The sequence below is a fragment of the Rugamonas rivuli genome, from assembly GCF_009380165.1.
GTDB lineage: Bacteria > Pseudomonadota > Gammaproteobacteria > Burkholderiales > Burkholderiaceae_D > Rugamonas > Rugamonas rivuli.
In genome coordinates this window covers 472,597-492,228 of record NZ_WHUF01000005.1, presented here as the reverse complement: position 1 = coordinate 492,228, position 19,632 = coordinate 472,597, and the positions used below count along the sequence as shown (strand labels likewise).

The 19,632-nt window shown below is 64.9% G+C and carries 15 protein-coding genes; 7 read left to right on the top strand and 8 right to left on the bottom strand.

From position 1 onward, the window contains the following. Positions 1-41: 41 nt before the first annotated feature. The 4 genes from GEV01_RS20920 to ppc form a co-directional block, all read right to left on the bottom strand. Positions 42-3,005 (bottom strand): sensor histidine kinase, encoded by a 2,964-nt coding sequence (locus GEV01_RS20920; RefSeq protein ID WP_235914467.1) that lies wholly within the window; start codon positions 3,003-3,005, stop codon positions 42-44. A 38-nt stretch (positions 3,006-3,043) separates the two neighbouring features. Next, positions 3,044-4,165 (bottom strand): PAS domain-containing sensor histidine kinase, encoded by a 1,122-nt coding sequence (locus GEV01_RS20915; RefSeq protein ID WP_152807453.1) that lies wholly within the window; start codon positions 4,163-4,165, stop codon positions 3,044-3,046. Positions 4,166-4,298: 133 nt separating this feature from the next. After that, positions 4,299-5,465 carry a hypothetical protein gene (locus tag GEV01_RS20910; RefSeq protein WP_152807452.1) on the bottom strand — a complete coding sequence of 389 codons (1,167 nt, stop codon included), beginning with the start codon at positions 5,463-5,465 and terminating at the stop codon, positions 4,299-4,301. Between the two features lie 186 nt (positions 5,466-5,651). Next, positions 5,652-8,468 carry a phosphoenolpyruvate carboxylase gene (ppc, locus tag GEV01_RS20905; protein WP_152807451.1) on the bottom strand — a complete coding sequence of 939 codons (2,817 nt, stop codon included), beginning with the start codon at positions 8,466-8,468 and terminating at the stop codon, positions 5,652-5,654. 149 nt (positions 8,469-8,617) lie between these two features. Here ppc and hemC point away from each other — a divergent pair, with 149 nt between their 5' ends. From hemC to GEV01_RS20885, 4 genes are read left to right on the top strand one after another with little or no spacing between them, the layout of a single operon-like run. Then, positions 8,618-9,649: a hydroxymethylbilane synthase gene (hemC, locus tag GEV01_RS20900; RefSeq protein WP_268878366.1), complete on the top strand. Its 1,032-nt coding sequence runs from the start codon at positions 8,618-8,620 to the stop codon at positions 9,647-9,649. 7 nt (positions 9,650-9,656) lie between these two features. Then, a complete protein-coding gene (locus GEV01_RS20895; protein WP_152807449.1) occupies positions 9,657-10,460 on the top strand; it encodes a uroporphyrinogen-III synthase in 804 nt (267 codons plus the stop codon). After that, a complete protein-coding gene (locus GEV01_RS20890) occupies positions 10,457-11,602 on the top strand; it encodes a uroporphyrinogen-III C-methyltransferase (protein WP_152807448.1) in 1,146 nt (381 codons plus the stop codon). The genes GEV01_RS20895 and GEV01_RS20890 overlap by 4 nt, the downstream gene beginning before the upstream one ends. A 3-nt stretch (positions 11,603-11,605) precedes the next feature. Next, on the top strand, positions 11,606-12,802 hold the full coding sequence (locus GEV01_RS20885) for a heme biosynthesis protein HemY (protein WP_152807447.1): 1,197 nt from the start codon (positions 11,606-11,608) through the stop codon (positions 12,800-12,802). 56 nt (positions 12,803-12,858) lie between these two features. Here GEV01_RS20885 and GEV01_RS20880 read toward each other — a convergent pair whose 3' ends face one another. Both GEV01_RS20880 and GEV01_RS20875 read right to left on the bottom strand, forming a co-directional pair. After that, complete coding sequence (locus GEV01_RS20880) at positions 12,859-13,128, bottom strand: hypothetical protein (protein ID WP_152807446.1); 270 nt, start codon at positions 13,126-13,128, stop codon at positions 12,859-12,861. Further along, on the bottom strand, positions 13,115-13,906 hold the full coding sequence (locus GEV01_RS20875) for a DUF899 domain-containing protein (protein ID WP_152807445.1): 792 nt from the start codon (positions 13,904-13,906) through the stop codon (positions 13,115-13,117). The genes GEV01_RS20880 and GEV01_RS20875 overlap by 14 nt, the downstream gene beginning before the upstream one ends. A gap of 195 nt (positions 13,907-14,101) precedes the next feature. Here GEV01_RS20875 and ppa point away from each other — a divergent pair, with 195 nt between their 5' ends. Further along, positions 14,102-14,644 carry an inorganic diphosphatase gene (ppa, locus tag GEV01_RS20870; RefSeq protein WP_008447002.1) on the top strand — a complete coding sequence of 181 codons (543 nt, stop codon included), beginning with the start codon at positions 14,102-14,104 and terminating at the stop codon, positions 14,642-14,644. A 50-nt stretch (positions 14,645-14,694) separates the two neighbouring features. Here ppa and GEV01_RS20865 read toward each other — a convergent pair whose 3' ends face one another. Next, positions 14,695-15,285: a Crp/Fnr family transcriptional regulator gene (locus GEV01_RS20865; protein ID WP_152807444.1), complete on the bottom strand. Its 591-nt coding sequence runs from the start codon at positions 15,283-15,285 to the stop codon at positions 14,695-14,697. Between the two features lie 307 nt (positions 15,286-15,592). On the opposite strand from GEV01_RS20865, the gene GEV01_RS20860 reads away from it, so the two are divergent. Then, positions 15,593-16,201 carry an FxDxF family PEP-CTERM protein gene (locus tag GEV01_RS20860; protein ID WP_235914466.1) on the top strand — a complete coding sequence of 203 codons (609 nt, stop codon included), beginning with the start codon at positions 15,593-15,595 and terminating at the stop codon, positions 16,199-16,201. 9 nt (positions 16,202-16,210) lie between these two features. Here GEV01_RS20860 and GEV01_RS20855 read toward each other — a convergent pair whose 3' ends face one another. Then, the gene (locus GEV01_RS20855) at positions 16,211-17,344 is read right to left on the bottom strand and encodes a GNAT family N-acetyltransferase (RefSeq protein ID WP_328595578.1); all 1,134 of its coding nucleotides are present in this window, start codon (positions 17,342-17,344) and stop codon (positions 16,211-16,213) included. 127 nt (positions 17,345-17,471) lie between these two features. Here GEV01_RS20855 and GEV01_RS20850 point away from each other — a divergent pair, with 127 nt between their 5' ends. Further along, a complete protein-coding gene (locus GEV01_RS20850; protein WP_152807442.1) occupies positions 17,472-19,535 on the top strand; it encodes an NAD(+) synthase in 2,064 nt (687 codons plus the stop codon). Positions 19,536-19,632: the final 97 nt, after the last annotated feature.

Sequence of the window (19,632 nt, the reverse complement as noted above, 5' to 3'; positions counted from 1 at the left end):
GAATATAACTGCGTGATTACAGCAAGACCGCGCCGCGCCGTCTATGCGCTGGCGTACATAGCCGGCAAAGTCAGGCGCACGAATGCGCCGCCTTCGCCGTGATTGCCCACCTCGACCGTGGCGCCGACCCGCGCCGCGCGCTCGCGCATGCCGACCAGGCCCCAATGGCCGCTGCGGCCGCCTTGCGCCAGCGTGTCCGCCGCGATGCCCTGGCCGTTGTCGCGCACCAGCAAGGTCAGCTGCTCCGCGCCGTACTCCAGCTCGACGACGATCTCGCTCGCCCTGGCGTGGCGGAAGGCGTTGCAGATGGCTTCGCGGCCGATGGAAAACACTTCATCGCCGGTGATGACGGGCAGTGCGTATGGTGCACCTTTTTGTTCGAGCCGGAAACTGGCCGAAAGTCCAGCCGCCAGCCGCTGGCCGAAGCGGTCCAGCGATTGCGCCAGCGTTTCATCGTCGCGCAGCGGCGAGCGCAGGCCGCGCACTTCGTCGCGCCCCTCGACCAGCGCCTGCTCGATGTAGCCGATGCCGCGCTCCATGGCGGCGCGCGCGGGCAGGGTGGCCGGCACCTGTTCCATCGCCAGCTGCATCATCAGGATGGTGCCTTGCGCCTCCTGCAGGAAGGTGTCGTGCAGCGCGCGGGCGATGCGCTCGCGTTCGCTCAGGCGCTCGACGTGGCGCGCTTCGATCAGGCGGGCCATCTGCGCCAGCCGCCAGCGCCAGGCCAGCACGGCCAGCGCCGCCAGCACCAGCAGGCAGATCACCTTGAACCACAGGCTTTGCGTGAAGGTCGGCGCTATCGTCACCGCCAGCGTCGCGCCTCCGGTGTTCCAGACGCCGTCCTTGTTGGCGGCGATGACCTGGAAGCGATAACTGCCCGGCCCCAGGTTGGTGTAGAAGGCTTCGCGGCGGCCGCCGGCCTGCTGCCACTCGCTGTCGACGCCTTCGAGGCGGTAGCGGAAGGCCAGCTTGTCCGGCATAGACAGGCCCAGCGCGCTGAAGCCGATCTGCAGGTTGTTGGCGCCGGGCGGCAGCGCCAGCGGCCCCGCCACCGGATAGGCTTTGCCGTTGCTGGAGACGGCGCGGATTTCCACCAGCGGCGGCGTGGTGTCGCGGGCGGTGGGGCCGGGCGCTATCGTCGCCGCGCCGCCCAGGCCGGACAGCCACAGCGTGCCGTCGCCGGCTTCGACCATGGACGGAAACGGCCCGGTCGGCTGGATGCCGCCGCTGACGCCGTCGTCCTTGTCCAGCAGCTCGTAGCCGACTGCGGCGCCGGTGCGCAGGAACTGGCCCAGCTGTTCGGCGGCGATGCGGAATGCGCCGTCGTGGCCGTGCAGCCACAGTTCGCCGCCGGCCGTTTCCACCAGGCCGCTGATGCCGCGCAGTTCATGGCCGTCGGCCAGTTGCAGCGGAATGAAACGGCGGCCGTCGTACAGGGCGGCGCCCAGTTCGCCGGCGATCCACAGGTGGCCGTTGCGTTCGACCATGGTCAGCACATTGCCGATGCGCAGGCCCTGGGCCGCGCCGACCATGCTCGCGGCGCCGCGTTCGATGACGGCGATGCGGTTGTCCGGATAGCCTATCCAGATGCGGTCGCGGCGGTCGGCCAGCATGGACAGCACGCGCGCGGCCGGCAGGCCGGGATAGTCGACCCGGCTCCAGCCGCCGTCGTGGTGGCGGTAGATGCCGAGGTTGACGTAGCTGGCCCACCAGTCGCCGCCGCCGTCCTGGGCCAGCGCGCGCGGCGCCATCTGGTCCTTCAATGCCGCGGGCGGCGACGGGATCATGGCGCCGCTGCCGCCCGCCTCGGGCAGCCAGATGCCCTCGGCCGTGCCCAGCGCCGGTCGGCCGTCGCGGCCGGTGGCGGCCGAGCGGAAGGCGTGGGGCGAGCTGTCGTAACGCCGGCCGCCGGCATCCATCAGCCACGAGCCCGTGCTGCCGTTGCTCAGGCGGACCTTGCCGTCCCGGCCCGGATACAGGGCCGGCGTGGCGATCTCCAGATGGCTGGGCAGCGGCCGCACGCGGTTGGGGCGGAACAGGTCCAGCCCGCTGACCGTGCCGATCCAGACATTGCCTTCGCGGTCTTCGAAAAAGGTTTGCGGGTTCATGCCGCTCAGGCCCTGTTCCTGGGTGATGCGCTGGCGTGGATCGGGAAATACATCCGGCAGCATGCGTTCGACCCGGTTCTCGCTGAGCAGCCACATGGTGCCGGCGCGGTCGAACCACATGCCGCTGCCGGGCAGCGCCGGCCTGGCGGGCCGGCCTGCGGCGGGCGCCTGCTGCGACATGCGGTAGTTGGCGTCGCTGCCGTTCGAGGCCCACACGGTGCCGTCCGGCGCGGCGGCCAGCGACGACAGCCGGATGTCGGCCGGGCTGGCGATGCGGTAGCGGCTGTCGCCCTGGCGGCGGTAGTAGACGGCACGGTCGCTCGACACCCATTGCGTGCCGTCGCGGTCGAACAGCACTTGCCAGATCGATTTGGCGCCGGGGTCGAAGCCGCTGTCGGCGCCGATGCGCTGCCAGCGGCCGCCGTTGAGCCAGGCCAGGCCGCCGGCGGTCGTCACCCACATGGCGCCGTCCGGCGCGCGGCTGAAGCTGTAGGTGGCGCCGGGCGGGAAGCCGTCGGCGGCGCCGTAGTGGCGCACCTGGCCGTCCTTGAACACGCTGGCGCCGCCGAAACGGTAACCCACCCACAGGGCGCCGTCGGGCGCGGTGTACAGCGGCAGCACGATGGTCGAGCGCAGCGCCTGGCCGCCGACGCGGTCGCGCCGCTCGAAGTTGAGGCCGTCAAAACGATATAAACCGGTCGGCGTGGACAGCCACAGCCAGCCATCGCGGGTCTGGGTGATGGCCTGGATCTGCGCCGGGGCGCCCTGGGCGGCAGTCCAGGCGCGGTGGCTGTAGTCGCTCAGCAGGCGCGCGTGTTCGGCCGCGCCGGCGGGGGACAGGGCCGCCAGCATCAGGCCGGCGGCCAGCCGCAAAGTGCGGCACATCAGGATTCTCATGCCGACAGCATAACGGCAAAGAGGGGGAGGGGCATCCTCTATTTGGCGGAGACCAGTCCTGGCAGGTTCATGCGCAGCACGGTGCCGGCGCCGGCCAGCTGCGCCACCGCCAGCTCGCCGCCGAAATCGGCCAGGCGTTCGCGGATGCCGCCCAGGTCCAGCACGCCTTGCGCGGTCTGCTGGTCGGGGTGGCCGTCGCCGCTGATGACGATGGACAGCAAGTCGGGCCGCAGATTGAGCGTGGCCTGCACGGTGCGCGCGCCGGCGTGGCCGCACACGTAGCTGAGCGCCGCCAGCACCACGTGGTAGATGCCGGAGATCTGGCGCTGGTCCAGCGTGACGCTGTCTTCGATCAGCTCCAGGCGGCAGCGCAGGCCGTGGCGGCGTTCCAGCCGTTGCATCTGCCATTCGATCGCGGCCGACAGGCCCAGCTCCAGCGTGCTTGGATGCAGTTCGTTGATCAGCTCGCGCACCGCGGTGATGCTGGCGTCCAGCGTGTGCAGCGCCTGGGCGGCGCGCTGGTGCAGCAGCGGTTGGCGCTCGCGGGTGCGGTCGTGCAGGGTGGCGACGTCCAGCTTCAAGGCCAGCAGGTTTTGCGCCAGGTCGTCGTGGATGTCCTGAGCGATGCGGCGGCGTTCGGTTTCCTTGGCCGTGTGCTGGTGTTCGGACAGCGCCCGCAGTTCCTGCACCGACGATTGCAGCAGATGCTCGGCGCGCTTGCGGTCGGTGATGTCGACGCACATGGCGATCAGCAGGTGCGGCTGGCCCTGCTTGTCGTAGGTGGGCAGCTTGTGGGTTTGCAGCCAGCGGTTCTCGCCCAGGCCGGGGTGCCACAGCTCTTCTTCGTAGACGATGTGCTTGCCGCTGGCGAAGGCGGCGCGGTCGTGTTCCAGGAAGTAGGCGGTCTGGTCGGCGGGGAAGAAGGCGGCGCCGTCGTTGCCCTGCATGGCGGCGAAGGGAATGCCCCACAGCGCCTCGCAGGCCGGATTCATCAGCACGACGCGCGATTGCGCATCCTTGATGAACAAGGCCAGCGGCATGATGGCGATGATGTTGTGCAGTTCGCCGTCGGCCTGTTCCATGCCGCCGATGGCGGCTTGCAGCCGCGCTACGACCTCTTCAATGTTCGATTTACCCAGCGATTCGATCAGGCTTTTCATATTGGGGGGACTAAAGTGGTCTTGTTTATATTGTAATGCTAATTTAATCAGTTTGATCAATCTTTAAGGAAATAAAAAAGCCCCGGCGTGAGCCACCCGCATCCCCAAACCGCAGGCTCTTCATGCGATACGTTTATAGGGCCGGCACGTTTCGAACGATGGTCCGAAGCTGGCCCGTCATATCCGTGGCTTCCATGACACCCTGTTGCGAACCGTCGTGCATCAGGATTTGCCCGATAATCAGCGTCTCATGGCCCTTGCCGGCAAGGCGATCGAGATAAATTTCCGAGGTGAAGATGATGTTGGCGCGGCAGTCTTCAGCCACGGTAAAGGTGGCGTTGGCTTCGAAGCGTGGAGCGATGAACATGTTATTGCCCGCAAAATTCAGGTTTGCCGCAAAAGACAATTTTTCAAAGCCGACGTTGTAAAATTTATTTCCATTAAACGGGTCGATCTGGTACGCGCCCTTGGTGGTGACAATGCCGGTTTCCCCGTATATCGCGCCACCGGTAATGGTGTTTTCATTGACCCAGGGACGGTCGCCATCGATGATGTTTGGAGCGTCGCTGACTTTGCCTGTCGTGAGGAAGATACCTACTTTGTTCTGCACCAGCCGGTTGAACGTGATCCGGTTGTACTGCGTGCCCAACTTTAAGTTTGGAGTCTGCGTCCCTGTGGCGGTGAGCCGGATGCCGTTGAGGAATCCATTGGCGGAATTGACGCTCACCTCCGAATAAGCGGCGTCTTCAAGCGTGATGCCCGAGTAGTTCATCGTTGAGTAATCCGGCGTATCGGCCCAAGGCTGTCCTTCGATGGACGCAATGTCCACTATCTGCCGGCCGCGGATGATGAAACCGTCCGAGTTCCGGAACACCAGTCTCCCTTTTGACTTAATTGTCAGGACTTTATTCTCCCCCAGAAGGATAGGCTTGGAGAATTGGTAGACCCCTTGAGGAATAATGATCTCCGATCCGGATGGCGCGAAAGCCAGCACCTTTTGCATGGCGTCCCAGTTGTCTGACGCGCCGTCTTTGAGCCACCAGCCGGCGTTGATCGGTCCTGTTATGTAGCGCTTGTACTGTTTGCCGGCTTTATCTTGAATAATCGTGGCCTGGTCCGCCGTCTGGCCGGTAGCCGAGGATAAGATGAACAAGCCTTCCTTGCCGGGATCTGTCACATAAATGGAATTTTGTACGCTGGTTAAATTCGACACTGCACTGAGCGTGGAAATTGTCTGTCCGTATGCGGTGGTCATCACGGGCAGTAACGCTGCCATGAAAAAGAACTTTTTAATTTCCATTTGCTAAACTCCAAGGTTGACGGAATTGCATTCTATATCTTTTTTTGCAACACAATTCTATCCAATTGCCGTTATTGCGCCGGATCGTCATCCAGTCTTCTGAATGAACAACGGCCCGGTCGTCAATTCGACCGGGCCGTCAAGGAGAGGGCTGGAAAATAAGGCGTCCGCGCCTGGCGGGCTGGTTTAGCCGGTGTTGCGCAAGCCGGCGGCGACGCCGTTGATCGACAAGTGGATGCCGCGATGCACGCGCTCATCGGCCTTGCCCGGTTCGCTGGACAGGGCGCGGTGGCGCTTGATCAGCTCCACCTGCAAGTGGTTCAGCGGATCGAGGTAGGCGAAGCGGTTCTGGATCGAACGCGCCAGCAGCGGGTTGCCGGCCAGCCGTTCGGTGGCGCCGGTGATGCTTTGCAGGATGGACAGCGTGTTCGCATGCTCTTCGGTGATGCGCTTGAAGATGCGTTCGCGCAGCTCCTTGTCCTGCACCAGCTCGGCGTAGCGCGAGGCGATCGCCAGGTCGGTCTTGGCCAGCACCATGTCCATGTTCGACAGCAGCGTGGCGAAGAACGGCCACTGCTTGAACATCGCTTGCAGCTGCGCCAGGCGCTCGTCGCGCTTGCCGTCCGCGACCCAGGCGCCGAGCGCGCTGCCGAAGCCGTACCAACCCGGCAGCAGCAAGCGGCACTGGCCCCACGAGAAGCCCCATGGAATCGCCCGCAAGTCTTCGATGCGCTTGGTCGACTTGCGCGAGGCCGGGCGCGAACCGAGGTTCAGCTCGGCGATCTCGGCGATCGGCGTGGCGGCGAAGAAGTAGTCGGTGAAGCCCGGGGTTTCATAGACCAGGTTGCGGTAGGCCTTGTAGGCGCGGTCCGAGATCTCGGCCATGATGGCTTCGAACTGGCGCAGCTGGGCCTGGTGGTCGGCGTCTTCCGACTGCGGCATCAGGCTCGCCTCCAGCGTGGCGGCGACCAGCAGCTCCAGGTTGCGGCGGCCGATGTCCTTGTTGGAGAACTTGGAGGCGATGATCTCGCCCTGTTCGGTCAGCCGGATCTGGCCGTTGACGGTGCCGTGCGGCTGGGCCAGGATGGCCTCGTACGACGGACCGCCGCCGCGGCCCACCGTGCCGCCACGGCCGTGGAACAGGCGCAGCTTGACGCCGGCTTTTTCAAACACGGTGACGAGGTGGGTCTCGGCCTTGTACAGTTCCCAGTTGGAGGTCAGGAAACCGCCGTCCTTGTTGGAGTCCGAATAGCCCAGCATGACTTCCTGGATCTGGCCCTGCTTGGCGATCAGCGCCTTGACCAGCGGGATCGCCATCACGGCTTCCATGATGCCGGCCGCGCGTTGCAGGTCGGGGATGGTTTCGAACAGCGGGATCACCATCAGGTCCAGCTCCTGCTCGGCGATGCGCAGCAAGCCCATCTCCTTTTGCAGCAGCAGCACTTCCAGCAGGTCGGACACGGTTTCGGTGTGCGAGATGATGTAGTTGCGGATGGCGCGGGCGCCGTACAGCGCGCGGATCTGGCGCGCGGCGCGCAGCACGCCCAGCTCGGAATCGGTCTCGGCCGAGTAGGCGATGTACGGCGAGTACAGCAGGCGCGGTTGCGACAGCTCGCTCAGCAGCAGCGCCACTTTGGCGTCCTCGTCCAGCGACGAATAATCGGCCTGGCCGCCGGCCTTGGCGAACAGCTCGGCCAGCACGCGCTCGTGGATGTCCGACGATTGGCGCATGTCCAGCGAGGCCAGGTGGAAGCCGAAGATGTCGGCTGCGCGCTTCAAGGTCGACAGGCGCGGCTGCACCAGCACGGCGCCGTGGTTGGCGTTGAGCGAATCGACCAGCACTTGCAGGTCGGCCGCGAACTCGGCCGCCGCCGCGTAAGGCTCGGCGTGGCCCACTTCCTTGCGCAGGATGTTGGTCGCGCCCAGCGCGCGGGCGGTGCTGGCCAGGCGGGCGTAGATGCCGATCAGGGCGCGGCGGTACGGTTCGTCTGCGCGGTGGTCGGACAGGTCGGGCGACTGGTCGGCCAGCGCTTGCAGCTCGGGGCTGCAGGCGATCATCAGCGTCGACACCGACAGTTCGGCGCCCAGCGTGTGCGCTTCTTCCAGGTAGAAGTCGAGGATGGTGGTGGCCTGGCGCGTCAGCGCGTGCTCCATGGTGCCGCCGTTGACGTTGGGGTTGCCGTCGCGGTCGCCGCCGATCCAGCTGCCCATCTGCACGTAGGGCGCGGTGGTCGCTTGCGCCCGGCCGTAGTGGGCGGCGATGTCGGTTTCGATGTCGTCGTACAGGCCCGGCAGCTCGCGCAGGAAGGTGATGCGGTAGTAGGACAGGGCGTTTTCGATCTCGTCGGCCACGGTCAGCTTGGAGTAGCGCAGCATGCGGGTCTGCCACAGCGTGGCGACGCGGGCGCGCAACAGGTGCATGTTGGCGGCCTGTTCCTTGGGTGTCAGCGGCAGGTCGCGCTCGGCCAGCAGGCGGGCGATGTCGTGTTCCGCATCAAGAATGGACTTGCGCTGCACTTCGGTCGGGTGGGCCGTCAGCACGGGCGAAATCAGCGCGTCCTGGAAGAAGGTGGCCACGGTTTCCTGGCTGACGCCGGCTTCCTTCAGCTTGCACAGCGCGAAGTTGACGCTGCCTTGCTGCGGATTGGAGCCGGCCAGCAGGTGGGCGCGGCGGCGGCGGATGTGGTGCTGGTCTTCCGCGATATTGGCCAGGTGCGAGAAGTAGGAAAACGCCCGCACCACGGAAATGGTTTGCTCGCGGGTGAGGATTTTCAGCATGCCGTCCAGTTCCTTGGCGGCGCCAGCGTCGGCCTCGCGCCGGAAGCGCACGGCCGTCTGCCGGATGGTTTCGACCACGGCGTAGACTTCCTCGCCTTCCTGGTCCCGCAGCACGTCACCCAGCAGGCGGCCTAGCAGGCGGATGTCTTCTTTAAGAGGGGCGTCTTTGTCCACGCCAGGTTGTTCAGCCGTTTGATCGTTCGTTGCACTAGATTGGTTTGCCATGAGATAAGCCGCAAAGATGTGAAAAGTCGGTGCAAAGGCTTGTGGCCCGGTTCTGCAAGAAGGTGAGCGTGATAAAATTTGTGATCTTAAACACGCGCGTTTTAACTGGCCTGCGCCGGTTAGCGTTAGCTACAGCGAAAGAACTGGTTTTGAAAATATCGGAATTACTACAAAATCCTCCGTCCACCTTGGTGATCGCTTCGCGTGAAAGTCGGCTTGCCATGTGGCAGGCCGAGCATGTACGGGCGCGATTGACTTTATTATATCCGCAGTGCGATATTAAAATTGTAGGAATGTCGACAAAAGGCGATCAAATTCTTGATCGAACCTTATCAAAAGTGGGCGGCAAGGGTCTGTTCGTTAAGGAACTTGAAGTCGCGATGGCCGAAGGCCGCGCCGATCTGGCCGTGCACTCGCTCAAGGATGTGCCGATGGAGCTGCCGGAAGGCTTCGCCCTGGCCGCCGTGCTGGAGCGCGAAGACCCGCGCGACGCCTTCGTCTCCAACGACTACGCCTCGCTCGGCGAGCTGCCAGCCGGCGCCGTGGTCGGCACCAGCAGCCTGCGCCGCCAGTCGCTGATCGCGGCGCGCTACCCGCACCTGGTGATCAAACCGTTGCGTGGCAACCTCGACACCCGCCTGGGCAAGCTGGACCGTGGCGATTATGCGGCCATCATCCTGGCCGCCGCCGGCCTCAAGCGCCTGGGCCTGCCCGAGCGCATCCGCGCGCTGCTGGACCCGGCTGACAGCCTGCCGGCCGCCGGCCAGGGCGCGATGGCGATCGAGATCCCCGTGCGCAAGGAAGCGGGCGGCGTCGACCTGATGGCCTTGCTGGCGCCGCTGAACGATGAAGCCACCTTCCAGGCCGTCACGGCCGAGCGCAAGGTGTCCAAGGTGTTCGGCGGCAGTTGCCAGGTGCCGCTGGCGGCCTTCGCCACGGTGGAAAATGGCCAGATGCATCTGCGCGCCATGGTCGCCACGCCGGACGGCGCCCGTATGGCCAGCGCCGAGGTACGCGGCGCGGCCGCCGACCCGGAAGCGCTGGGCGAGCAGGTCGCCGAGCTGCTGCGCGCGCAGGACGCGGTCGATATCCTGGCGTCCTGCTTGAGCGAAGCCGCGCAAGCCGACGCCGACGCCCGTTCGGCTACGCTGGCCGGCGACGCGCCATCCTCCGCCACCTGACCAGCGGATGACCGGCGCCGTCGTCATCACCCGTCCCCTGGCGCAAGCCCTGCCGTTGGCGGCCCGTGTTAGCGCACTGGGCCGCCAGGTGGAACTGTTGCCGCTGCTGGAAATCGAAGCCTTGCCCGAGCCGGCCGCCTTGCTGGCCGCGCTGGCGCGCCTGTGCGCGCCGCAGCCGGGCTACAAGATGGTGGCCTTCGTCTCGCCCAACGCCATCGACGCCGCCTTCGCGCATATCCAGCAGTGGCCGGCCGGCGTCAAGCTGGCGGTGCTGGGCGAGGGCAGCCGCGCCGCGCTGGCCGCCCACGGCGTGACGCCGGAGACGGTCGACATCGTCAGCCCGGCCGACAGCGCCCACAGCGATTCCGAACACTTGCTGCAAACGCTGGACCTGGCGGCGCTGAACGGTCAGCCGGTGCTGATCGTGCGCGGCGAAAGCGGCCGCGAGCTGATGGCCGACGGCCTGCGCGCGGCCGGCGCCGTGGTCGACGTGGTGCCGGCCTACCGCCGCTCCGTGCCGCGCCTGACGCCGCAACTGGCCGCCACCTTGCGCCGTTTGCTGTTGCAGCAAAACGACTGGATCATCACCAGTTCCGAGGCCCTGCGCGGCCTGTGCGCGCTGCTGGCGCAGCTCGACGCCGACTATCCTGATGCGGCGCAACAGAATCCCGTTGTATTGATGCAACAACAGCATTTGATCATCCCGCACGCCCGAATTGCCGAAACGGCAAACAATTTGGGCTTTTCCCGACTGACGCTCACCGGATCAGGCGACGAACGCCTGCTGGCCGCGTTACAATCACGCCTATGAACGATTTGCCTACCTTACCCGATCCTGTCGTCTCCGCCGGCGCCGCCGCCGAGACCCCGCCTGCGTCCAAGCCGCAGCCTGAGCCCAGCCTGCTCGAAACCGTGCAACAGCCGCAAATGCTGCTGGTCGGTATCGTCGTGCTGGCCATCCTGCTGGCCGGACAAACCTGGTCCTCGCACAACCAGGTGCGCAACCTGCGCGAGGAAATGGCGCGCCGCCTGCAAAAGGGCGACGCCAGCAATGCCGAAACCGGCACGCTGGCCCGCGCCGTGCAGGAAACCAGCAAGGAGCTGCAAGCCAAGGTCGGCCTGCTGGAAAGCAAGCAGCAGGAAGCCCAGAGCCAGCAACTGGCGCTGGAGCAGCTGTACCAGGACTTGTCCAAGAACCGCGACGAATGGGCGCTGACCGAGATCGAGCAAGTGCTGTCGACCGCCAGCCAGCAGCTGCAACTGGCCGGCAACGTGCCGGGCGCGCTGATCGCGCTGCAGAACGCCGACCGCAGCCTGTCGCGTTCGGACAAGCCGCAATTCATCACCATCCGCCGCGCCATCGCCAAGGACACCGAGAAGCTGAAGGCCTTGCCGAGCGTCGATTCGGTGGGCATGGCGCTGCGCCTGGACAACGTGATCGCCCAGGTCGATACGCTGCCGATGCTGTCGGACGAAAAGCCGACGCTGCCGGCGCCGCCGGAGAAAAAATCCAAGGCCAAGGCGGCCGGCGGCAAGGGCGGCAAGCCTGAGCCGGTCGAGCCGACCAGCCCGTGGCTGCAAGCGGTGCAGGACACCTGGAGCAGCTGGAGCAGCGAGATGTGGACCGACGTGCGCCAGCTGATCCGCGTGCGCAGCGTCGACACGCCGGACGCGCTGATGCTGTCGCCGACGCAGGCTTACTTCCTGCGCGAAAACCTCAAGCTGCGCCTGCTGAACGCGCGCATGGCGCTGTTGTCGCGCAACGAGACGGCCTTCCGCGCCGACCTGATCGCGGCGCAGGAAGCGCTGGTCAAGTACTTCGACGTGCGCGCCAAGTCGACGCAGACGGTGCAGACGCTGCTGCGCCAGGTCCAGACCAGCAACCTGGCGATCGAGATGCCGACCCTGTCGGACAGCCTGAACGCCGTGCGCAACTACAAAGCGAAGCCATAAGTCATGCGTTTATTTCTCTGGATAGTCGCTTTGATGGCCGCCGCCATCGGTATCGCCGTGACGGCGCGTTTCAACCCGGGCAATGTGGTGCTGTTCTACCCGCCGCACCGGATCGACCTGTCGCTGAACTTCTTCGTGGTGCTGGAAGTGGCGCTGTTCGCCTTCCTGTACTTCGTGATCCGCGCCTTCCGCGCCACCGTCAGCATGCCGGGCAAGGTTGCCGCCTACCGCCAGCGCAAGCGCGAGCGCGATGGCAACAAGGGTCTGCGCGAAGCGTTGAAGGCATTGTTTGAAGGCCGCTTCGGCCATGCCGAGAAGGCCGCAATGCGCGCCTCCGAGCTGCCGGAAAACGCCGGCGTCGCATCGCTGATCGGCGCCCGCGCCGCGCACCGCATGCGTCAAAGCGCCCGTCGCGACAACTGGCTGGCCAAGCTGGCCGACGACCAGGCGATGAAGACCGCGCGCCTGATGACGATGACCGAACTGCTGGTCGACGACCACCAGCCGGAGCAGGCGCTGGAAGCGGTGCGCGAGCTCAACGCCAGCGGCACCCGTCACATCCATGCGCTGCAATGGTCGCTGAAGGCGCAGCAGCAGGCCAAGAACTGGCCGGAAGTGCTGCGCCTGGTGCGCTCGCTGGACAAGCACCGCGCGCTGCATCCGGCGCTGTCGTCGCGCCTGCGCGAGCTGGCGTATGACGATATGCTGTCCGACAGCGCGCATGATGCGGAATCGCTGATGCGCGTGTGGGCCACGGTGCCGAGCGCCGACCGCATCAAGCCCTACGTGGCTTGCCGCGCCGCCACCGCGCTGAACGCGCGCGGGCTGCACGACGAAGCGCGACTGGTGGCGGAAGAATCGCTGGCCGCCGACTGGGACGACCGCGTGGTGCGCGCCTACCGCGAAGCGGCGGCGCCGGCCGGCTCGGCCGCCTTGCTGGTGCAGATCGAGCATTGTGAAAACTGGATACACGCGCGTCCGACCGACGCCGAGCTGGCGCTGACGCTGGGTTCCCTGTGTCTGAAGCAGAAGCTGTGGGGCAAAGCCCAGCGCTATCTGGAGCAGGCCCTGTCGGACGCCGCCGACCCGCGTATGGTGCGCGAATCCCACCTGAAGCTGGCGCAGTTGCACGAAGCGCTGGCCCAGCCGGAAGAAGCCGCCAACCACTACCGCCAGTGCGCGCTGGCCACCATCCTCTAAAAAAAAACCACCGGCCTGAACGCGCTCAAGATCGCGTTCAGTGCAGGTGGGTTTTTTTATATCGCGTAGTACCGTTTCAGCAGCGCGTTGACGGCGGCGGTCATGCCCAGCATCGCCGCCGCGTGCATGGCGCACGCAGCCAGCATCAGCGTCTGTGAGCCCGCCACGGCCACCTCGCGCACGGCGCCGTCGCTGCTGCACAGCGGAACCAGCACCGGCGCCAGCATCAGGCCGGCGCCGTGCAGGGCCGTCATCAAGGCGGCCGAGGCGGCGTGGCCGGCCGCGATGGGCGTCATCGCCCGCAGCGCCTGTTCATGCCTGCGCATGGCAGCACGCGGACACCGCCGGCGCGGCCTCGTAGCGGTCGTGGTGGCGCACCCATGCCATAGTATAGGGCAGGCCTTCTTCGTGGCGGCCCAGCGGGGTCAGGTCGAGGAAGTTATAGGTGTGCATCATCACCTCCACGCCGCGGCCGTAGGTCGAGTAGCTGTGGTAGACCACGCCGTCGTCATCCTTGCAGAACACGCTGACGCCGGGCATGTCGGGATTTTTCATGGATTGGCGCTGGTAGTTGTAGTCGACAGCGCCGCTGGCCAGCTCTTCGGGCCGGAAGCTGACGCGGAAGTCATAGTTGAAATCGCCATCCCCCGACGACACCCAGTTGAAGCGCCAGCCCATGCGGTGGCGGAAGCGTTCGATGTCGTCCAGCGCCGCGCGCGAGATGGCGACGAAAGTCACGTCGCGCTGCGCCAGGTGGGCGAGGGCGCCGTCGGTATGGTCGGCCATGTAGGAACAGTGGGCACATCCCTGTTCGGCGCCGGGCGTGAACATGAAGTGCTGCACCACCAGTTGGCTGCGGCCTTCGAACAGATCGGCCAGCGTGCGCCGGCCTTGAGGCGTGTCGAACACGTAGTTTTTCTCAACGCGCACCCACGGCAGCGCCCGGCGTTCGCGGGCGACCTGGTCGTGCAGGCGCATCAATTCCTTCTCACGCGCCAGCAAGGCCTGGCGTTGCTGCAGCCATAGCGCGGGGGATACGACGGCGTGGTTCAATGTTCCGGCGGTCTGCGCCTTGCTGCTGATTTTGCTGATATTGCTGGTCATCGCTGTCTCCTTTGGAGGCGCCAGGGATAGGCGCCGCAGGACGACTTTAGGCCGTCGGCAGCGCAGCGGGGAGTAACAAGATTGTCGTGAAACCGGCTTTCGGCCGCGCCGCCGCGCTGCTGCGCTGCACAAGCGGGCTGTAGTTCGCTATAATTACGCGGTTAAACATTTGCCAGCACTTACGAGGAAACCCCCATGAGCTTGAATAAAGTATCTTCCGGCCGCGATCTGCCGAACGATTTCAACGTCATCATCGAAATCCCGATGAACGCCGATCCGATCAAGTATGAAGTTGACAAGGAATCGGGCGCGATCTTCGTCGATCGTTTCATGGGCACCGCCATGCACTACCCATGCAACTACGGCTACGTGCCGAACACCCTGTCCGCAGACGGCGATCCGGTCGATGTGCTGGTCATCACTCCGTTCCCGCTGATCCCGGGCGTGGTCGTGCGCTGCCGTCCTGTCGGCGTGCTGAAGATGACCGACGAAGCCGGTGAAGACGCCAAAGTGCTGGCCGTGCCGGTCGACAAAGTACTGTCGATCTACAGCCACTGGCAGAAGCCGGAAGACCTGAACGAACTGCGCCTGCGCCAGATCCAGCACTTCTTCGAGCACTACAAAGACCTGGAAAAAGGCAAATGGGTCAAGATCGACGGCTGGTACGGTCCGGACGAAGCCAAGGAAGAGATCCTGAGCGGCGTTGCTGCTTACAAAAAAGAAAACGGCATCGCGTAATTCACGCTGCTAACAAAGAAGCCCCGGGCGTTAGCGCCTGGGGCTTTTTTTTATCCGCGCGGTGCGCCGCTGGCCGCTTCCGCCTCGCGCCGCAGGCGCGACATGTATTGCGGCGTGATGCCCAGGTAGGAGGCGATCGCCCGCTGCGAGATGCGGGCCTCCAGCCCCGGATACTCTTCGCGGAAGGCCGCCAGCCGCTCGTGGGCCGAGGTCTCGCCGTTGGTGTAGGCGCGCTGCGCCAGCGTCTGCAGGCCGTGCATGGCGATGTTCAGATGGTAGTGCTGCATCACCTCGTGCTGCGCGCGCAGTTCGCAGGAACGTTTCCAGTCCAGGGTAAAACCATGGATGGGCGTTTCGGCCACCAGGAATTGCACCGCCGCCTGCCCGTGCTCGCCGGCGGTCAGGTCGGTCAGCGTGGTGGCCGACTCGCCCTCGCGGTAGAAACGCAGCGTCACTTCGAGGCCGTCGCGGTTGAAGAAACCGCTGCGCACCACGCCGCTGCTGATCCAGTGCACCTGGGTCGCCGGCACGCCGGCACGTTGCAGGTATTCCCCCTTGCGCACGTGGAAAGGCTTGGCGATGGGCGCCAAAAGCTCGGTCACGTTGCTGTAGGATTCATCGCTGACGTCGATCCGCTTCATCGTGGCGGTCTTGAACCGTTCACGCTGTCTTATAAAATCTGCATTCATGCTTTGCTTGCCACGTTCCTGATAAAACCCTCCAAGGGGCACAGAGTATAGGCCCGATTGAAATTGCTGTGAAGCAAACTGGTTTCATCCCCGGGAAGATAATAGTTAACGCTACCATTCTAACCGTTTGAGAGTTTCCGTGCCGCCAGCCGGGACTGTTGCTGTTCCATGCCATTTCGTCGCATATTTGTTGATATAAAAGAATTATACAAGTACCATTCAAATTGTTTTTTTATAACTAATTTGAATGGGGGATTTTATGACGACTTTGATGACGCGTTTGCTGGCCTCCGCCGGACTGTGTCTTGGTTTGTGCTGGAGCGCTGGCGCCGCCGCCACCAACTACGATTTCAGCACCTTCATGACCGATGGCCAGGGCTACGAGAATGCGACGTTCGGCGATCTGAACATGACTTCCGAGGCAGGCAACCTGCATTACACGAGCTTGTATGGCGGCGGCCTGTTTGCCGGCACCGGTGGCGACAGCGATATCACGTTCACCTTCGCGCATGCGGTCAGCAACATCTCGATCCGTGCCGGCGACGGCGCCGGTGACGCCGATGCTTTCGGCATCACCGCTTACGCATTCGGCAGCAACGCGCTGCTGGGCACGTGGTACTCGCCGACCTTCGGCGACAATGCCAACAACCAGTGGTACACCCTGTCGATTCCCGCCGCAAACGTGGGCCGCATCGTGTTCGATCCCTGCAATTCGGCACATTGCCCTGGCCAGCTCGGCTCTTTGGGCGGCGTGGTCTTGACCGACCTGAACGTGACCGCCGTGCCTGAGCCTGAAACCTATGGCATGCTGCTCGCTGGCCTGGGCGTGATGGGCGCCGCAGCGCGCCGCCGTCGCAACGCAGCTTAAGCTGGACCGCTACGGCAGCTGTGCCTTGAACGGGGTGCGCTCACCGAGCTCATCGATGTACTCGTCCATGGCTGCCGTTTCCTGTTGCAGGAAGTCGGCGATGGCGTCGGCAAAGCGCGGGTCGGCCACCCAGTGCGCCGACCAGGTCGGCGTCGGCACCAGCCCGCGCGACATCTTGTGCACGCCCTGGGCGCCGCCTTCAAAGCGCGCCAGGCCGTGCCGAATGCAGTAATCGATAGCTTGCACATAGCAGGTTTCGAAGTGCAGGCCGGAGACGAATTCCTGCGTACCCCAGTAGCGCCCGTACATGATGCCGCCGCCCACCAGGTTCAGCGCGGCCGCCACCGGCGCGTCGCCGCGCTTGGCCAGCACCATCATCATGCTGTCCGGCGTCTCGCGCAGCAGGCGTTCGAAAAACTCCAACGACAGGTACGGCTTGGAATAATGCGCGTGGTAGGTCGACACGTAGCAGCTGTAGAAAAACTTCAGCACCCCGGCGCTGATCTGCGCGCCAGCCAGGTGCTCGAAGGCGATGCCCGCATCGAGCACGCGCCGCTGGTCCTGGCGGATCTTCTTGCGCTTCTCCATCTTCATGCTGGACAGGAAGGCTTCGAAATCCGCATAGCCGGCATTCTCCCAATGGAATTGCACGCCTTCGCGCAGCATGAAGCCGGCCTTGGCCAGCGCCTGCTTGTCCTGCTCGTCGGGGAAGAGGATGTGCAGCGAGGACGTGCCCAGCTGCCGCGCCACCTGCAACGCGGCGCGCGCCAGCAGTTGTCGGTCTTCCTGCGTGCGCGCCAGCAGGCGGCTGCCCGTCACCGGCGTGAACGGCACCGCCGACAGCAGCTTGGGGTAGTACTCGATGCCGTTGCGGTGGAAGGCGTCCGCCCACGCGTGGTCGAACACGTACTCGCCCCGGCTGTGATCCTTCAGGTACAGCGGCATGGCGCCGTCCAGCACGCCGTCGCGGTGCAGCACCAGGTAGCGCGGCGTCCAGCCGGTGTCCTCGGCGGCGCAGCCGCTTTCGTGCAGCGCGTGCAGGAAGGTGTGGCTGAGCGTCGGGTTGTCGCCGGCCAGCGCCTGCCATTGCGCGGGGTCGACGCCGTCGAGCGAATTGATGATCGTAAACTCTGCTTCTGCCACGCCTGCCTCCGGCCCTTGATGTTGGCGCAAGTCTAGCCTATCTGGGCCGTATCTGTTGGCGGCGGCGCGGCTGTCCCCGTGCGATAATTCGATTTTGTCTATCCGATGTGCCCGTGAAAGACTACACATGACCTCGAATTTCCTGAATCTGTACACGCACGATTTCGCCCGCGTCGCCATTGCGGCGCCGGTCTGCCGGATCGCCGACCCCGCCTACAACGCCGCCCAGACCATCGCCCTGGCCGAACAGGCCGCCGCACAAGGCGCGGCGCTGGTGGCTTTCCCCGAGCTGGGCCTGTCGGCCTACACCTGCGACGACCTGTTCCACCAGCGCGCCTTGCTCGACGGCTGCCTCGACGCGCTCGACAGCATCGTCGCCGCTTCGGTGCAATGGAAGCTGGCGCTGGTGGTCGGCGTGCCGCTGCGGGTCGAGCATCAGCTGTACAACTGCGCGGTGGTGATCGCCAACGGCCAGATCCAGGGCGTGGTGCCGAAGAGCTACCTGCCCAACTATGGCGAGTTCTACGACGCCCGCCAGTTCAGCAGCGGCGACTACGCCGTCGCCACCGAGATCGACCTGCTGGGCGAGCGCGTACAGTTCGGCTCCGGCCTGCTGTTCGAAGTGGCCGACATGCCGCTGTTCAAATTCCACGTCGAGATCTGCGAAGACGTGTGGGTGCCGATCCCGCCGTCGTCGTTCGCGGCGCTGGCCGGCGCCACCGTGCTGGTCAACCTGTCGGCGTCGAACGCGCTGGTGGGCAAGGCCGGCTACCGCAATCAGCTGGTGTCGCAGCAATCGGCGCGCTGCATCTCGGCCTATCTGTACACCTCGGCCGGCAGCGGCGAATCGACCACCGACCTGGCCTGGGACGGGCAGGGCGTGATCTGCGAGAACGGCGAGCTGCTGGCCGAATCGAAGCGCTTCGCCGACGAAGCCACGCTGACCTTCGCCGACATCGACCTGGAGCGCCTGTCGCGCGAACGCATGCGCATGAACACCTTCGCGCAATCGGTGCAGCGCCACGCGGCCGAGGTCAACAAATTCCGCACCGTGTTCTTCGAGCTGGAGATCGGCCGCGAAGAGCCGCTGGCGCTGAAGCGCTGCATCGAACGCTTCCCGTATGTGCCGTCCGACGCGCGCCGGCGCGACGAGCGCTGCAACGAGGTCTACAACATCCAGGTGCAGGCGCTGGCGCAGCGTCTGACCTCCAGCAATATCAAGAAGATCGTCATCGGCATTTCCGGCGGCCTCGATTCGACGCACGCGCTGCTGGTCTGCGCGCGCGTGATGGACAAGCTGAAACTGCCGCGCACCAACATCCTGGCCTACACCATGCCCGGCTTCGCCACCAGCGAACGCACGCTGACGCAGGCGCATGCGCTGATGAAGCTGGTCGGCTGCTCGGCGCAGGAAATCGACATCCGCCCAAGCTGCATCCAGATGCTGAAGGACTTGAACCATCCATATTCGGAAGGGCAGGCGCAGTACGACATCACGTTTGAAAACGTGCAGGCCGGCGAGCGCACCAACCACCTGTTCCGTTTGGCGAACCACCACAATGCCATCGTCTGCGGCACCGGCGACCTGAGCGAGCTGGCGCTGGGCTGGTGCACCTACGGCGTGGGCGACCACATGTCGCACTACAACGTCAACGCCAGCGTGCCGAAGACGCTGATCTCGCACCTGGTGCGCTGGGTCGCCGAGTCCGGCGTGATCGGCCGCAACGACGCGCAGGTACTGCTCGACATCCTGGGCACCGAGATCAGCCCCGAGCTGGTGCCTGGCACGGCGGACGGCCAGCCGGAGCAGCGTACCGAAAGCACCATCGGCCCATACGAGCTGCAGGATTTCAATCTGTACTACGTGCTGCGCTTCGGCTTCCGCCCATCCAAGGTGGCGTTCCTGTCGCTGACCGCATGGCACGACAAGGAGCAGGGCCGCTGGCCGGATGGCGACCACGTCGCGCGCAACCAGTACAGCCTGGGCGCGATCAAGCACAACCTGGGCATCTTCCTGGACCGCTTCTTCCGCACCAGCCAGTTCAAACGCAGCTGCGTGCCGAACGCACCAAAGGTGGGCAGCGGCGGTTCGCTGTCGCCGCGCGGCGACTGGCGCGCGCCGAGCGATGCGCAAAGCGTTGTATGGCTGGAGGAATTGCGCTCCATTCCGGTGCAGGATGAAAGGAATTGACCGGTATTCGCATACGTTGATGGACAGCGTGTGCGTGTCGATTACAATAGAACCAAGGCTCGCGGCTCGCCCGGCTACAGATTTTCGATTTAAACAA